This is a genomic window from Rhizorhapis sp., from assembly GCF_035276005.1.
Taxonomy (GTDB): domain Bacteria; phylum Pseudomonadota; class Alphaproteobacteria; order Sphingomonadales; family Sphingomonadaceae; genus Rhizorhapis.
The window spans coordinates 1-3087 of the sequence record NZ_DATEMB010000023.1; the positions used below are offsets into that span (position 1 = coordinate 1).

Annotated in this window: 3 protein-coding genes and 1 pseudogene; 3 read left to right on the top strand and 1 reads right to left on the bottom strand. The window is 62.2% G+C overall.

What is annotated here, in order from left to right:
- Positions 1 to 139, top strand: a pseudogene (locus VJS46_RS05990) (integrase core domain-containing protein); the annotation flags it as partial.
- A gap of 289 nt (positions 140 to 428) precedes the next feature.
- Here VJS46_RS05990 and VJS46_RS05995 read toward each other — a convergent pair.
- Complete coding sequence (locus tag VJS46_RS05995) at positions 429 to 1781, bottom strand: FAD/NAD(P)-binding protein (RefSeq protein ID WP_324058571.1); 1353 nt, start codon at positions 1779 to 1781, stop codon at positions 429 to 431.
- 92 nt (positions 1782 to 1873) lie between these two features.
- On the opposite strand from VJS46_RS05995, the gene VJS46_RS06000 reads away from it, so the two are divergent.
- Together VJS46_RS06000 and VJS46_RS06005 are read left to right on the top strand one after the other, a co-directional pair.
- Entirely contained in the window at positions 1874 to 2002 is a 129-nt protein-coding gene (locus VJS46_RS06000) for a hypothetical protein (RefSeq protein ID WP_324058573.1), read from the top strand.
- Position 2003: 1 nt separating this feature from the next.
- The gene (locus tag VJS46_RS06005) at positions 2004 to 2981 is read left to right on the top strand and encodes an ABC transporter substrate-binding protein (protein WP_324058575.1); all 978 of its coding nucleotides are present in this window, start codon (positions 2004 to 2006) and stop codon (positions 2979 to 2981) included.
- Positions 2982 to 3087 lie beyond the last annotated feature (106 nt).

The window sequence follows — 3087 nt, forward strand, 5'->3', positions numbered from 1 at the left end:
CGGATCTGAACTGCGTGCCGGCCTTGGCCGATGGTTCGCCTATTATGACAACCATCGTCCTCATTCACGCCTTGCGGGCAAAACCCCAGCCGAGGCATATGGGCAAATCGGCGCTTCAAATCCTGGGGGGCATGCCCCCCCAGGATTTGATCACCCAAATGGCGGCATGAACGACAACCAGGATGAGCTTAACTTAGCCGCCAACCTGTCCAAGAAGGCGAGGCCACCTCAGAGAGTCCGGATCCTCGGCTTTGCTGAAGGTCGCGAAACAGCTTGAGGCATCCCGCTCTCCTGACCCCATTATGCGGCAGCCCAGCGCTGACCGCGGAGAGAAGCGAGTGATCCATGGGTACGGTCACGAATACGAGGAAACAGCTTGACCCAAAACGCCCCAATCAGAGAGGACTCTCAGACCCTGTGATGCCTCGTTACAAGCCTTCGGCTTCCACCCAGTGGGCGTTGGTGAGGAGACGGGCGAGCGTCCAGACTTGCCGGCGAATATCGGGCACGGCCACGATTTCCCAGTGGGCGCCACGGGTCATCGGCCCCACGACATACAGCCTTTCCTGGGGGTCGCCGTTGCTGGCAATGGCGCGGCACTGGCGGTCGACATCGATGCCGATGGCCAGCGGATCGGCTCTTATCTCGCCGCGGCTCGACAATGTTCGTAACAGTGGTTCGGTGGTTCGCCGTAGGTCGCCCAGCGGCCCTGTACAATTCACCGTACGGGCGATGCGCAGCACTTCGGTTGCGTCCCTGCCGCGCCGCCGGATCTCGACCGTCAGGCACCCTTCGGCCGCCGTTGCCCTCACGATCTTTGCCGCGATGATCTCCAGCCGTTTCTGATCGCGCAACCTGTCGAGCCGCGCGGCGACCTGCGGCGCGATCCGGTGACGATGTACGTCCCAATAGGGTCGCAGATGATGCAGGAAACGGCGGCGTTCGACCAGGTTAGCGCCACGCCATAAATCCTGGGTGAAGGGGCGCAATTCATCCACGGCATTGCGCCAGCCGATTTCGACCGCGCGATGGCGAACAGCCCGAACCAGGACCGATGCGCTGCCGCCCGGACTGTCGTTGCGCGCGGAGAAGGCGGGCGCGGGAGCATGGGCGTGAGGGACGAGCCCCCGGCGTGACAAGGCAATGATGCGCCCGCGGAAACCGGTCCCGTCCAGGCTGAGGGCGCAATCCACCGCCGTCAGGCCGCTGCCGAGCAGCAAGACGGTCTCATGCTTGTCCAGACCATTGGAAATGTCGGTGGCCCAGGGGTCGTTGAAGTAGAGTGGACGAGACATGTCCACGAAGGCCCCCAGGTCGTGCGGAGGCAAGTTTCCGGGGGCGATCACGACCAGATCGGCCGCGACGGTGGTTCCGGATTTCAGAGCCACATAGGCTCCTCTGGCCGCCGGCTTGACGTCCATTGCCTCATCCGTGCGGAGCGTCAGTCTTTCGCCAACCGCATTCCGCGCCGCCTCCAGCATCGCGCAGAGATAGCTGCCATAGTCGTGGCGCGTGGCGAAGCTGCCCTCATTGCCCAGTCCGTTCGTGCTGAGCCAATCGACGAAATGGCCGGGCTGGTCGGGCAGGGCGCTCATATTCGCGGCCCGGACATTGAGTATATGGTCGGCTTGAGCCGCGCCATAGGCCAGGCCGCGCCCCAGCCTGTCCAGCCGTCGCTCGACCAGCGTGACGCGGATATTGCCGTGGCGCAACAGATTGATGGCCAGCAGCGCACCGCTGAACCCGCCACCGATAATTGCGACATGATCGACCTTCAGCATGGATCAAGCATTTCTAATGGTTGGTGGAGCATTGCTTGTGGGACATATCTCTACTTAATAACTAGAAATTTAGGCCTAATGAAAGGACGAACATGCGTTTCTTACGTTCCCTGTTAGGGACATGGGTGAAGCTCCGCGACGCCGCCCGGCGCGAATTCCTCCGCGATCCCCATGTGATCCTGTTTGAGCGCTCATCCGGACAAAGCGGCGGTGGCCGCTGACATGCTGTCCCGTCGACTGTTCCTAGGCGCAGGCGCCACATCCTGTCTCATGCTCGCCGGATGCGGCGCGGGGACGGCAGGCCGCCCCAAATTGCGGGTCGCGATCACCGGCAGGGGTGAGACCGACACAAGGCTGTTGTTCAAGGCGGCGGGCATCAGGCCGGAAAGCTTTGACCTCGCCTATAGCGATTTCCAATCCGGTCATCTGGTGGTGGAGGCGCTCAACGGCGGTTCCCTGGACTATGGCGGCATGAGCGAGATTCCGCCGATCTTCGCCGCCGCTTCGACCATTCAGAGCTTTCGCCAGATCGCGATCCTGCACGGAGATGTCAATAATCAGGCGGTGATGGTGCCCAAGGGTTCGAAGGCGCGCACGATCGCGGACCTGAAGGGCAAACGCGTCGGCTATGTCCGCGCGACCACGTCCCAATATTTCCTGATCCGCATGTTGGAGGAGGTTGGCCTTGATTGGCACGACATCACGCCCGTTGCCATGGGCGTGTCCGACGGCGCGGCTGCATTTTCTCAAGGCGCGCTCGATGCCTGGGCGATCTTCGGCTTCCCGATCCAGCGGGTGATCGCGACCGAAGGGGCACGTATCCTCAAAACGGCGTACGGCATATTGTCCGGCAACTATCTGGTCGCCGCCCATGTCGATGCGCTCGCTGATCCGGAAAAGGCAAAGATCATCGGGGACTATCTGGGGCTGGTGCAGAAAGCCTTTGGCTGGGCGGCCGCGAACCGGGACCAATGGGCCGGGGTCGTCGCCCAGGATATCGGCGTGCCGCGCGCCTATGTGCTCGACCAGTTCCGGCGCCAAAGCGCGAGCTATGAACTGCGTCCGGTGACGGAAGAGGCCATCGCTTCGCAGCAGAAGGTCGCCGATATCTTCTTCCGGCAGAAATTGCTGCCCAAAGCCGTCGATGTCCGTCCGCTTTGGGACACGCGGTTCAATTCCTTCATTCCCAAGAGAGGCTGAAGACCATGGCCAGCCAACCAGTATCGCTAGCCGGTGTTCCGGCATCTTCCCATCCCGCCCTGTCCAGCGACTTTCTGGACAGGCTGACGCGGCAGCTTGCCGAAAC

Excerpts from the sequence above, each read along its gene's own strand:
- VJS46_RS06000 (WP_324058573.1), top strand. The coding sequence starts at position 1,874 with ATGCGTTTCTTACGTTCCCTGTTAGGGACATGGGTGAAGCTCCGCGAC.
- VJS46_RS05995 (WP_324058571.1), bottom strand. The coding sequence starts at position 1,781 with ATGCTGAAGGTCGATCATGTCGCAATTATCGGTGGCGGGTTCAGCGGT.
- VJS46_RS06005 (WP_324058575.1), top strand. The coding sequence starts at position 2,004 with ATGCTGTCCCGTCGACTGTTCCTAGGCGCAGGCGCCACATCCTGTCTC.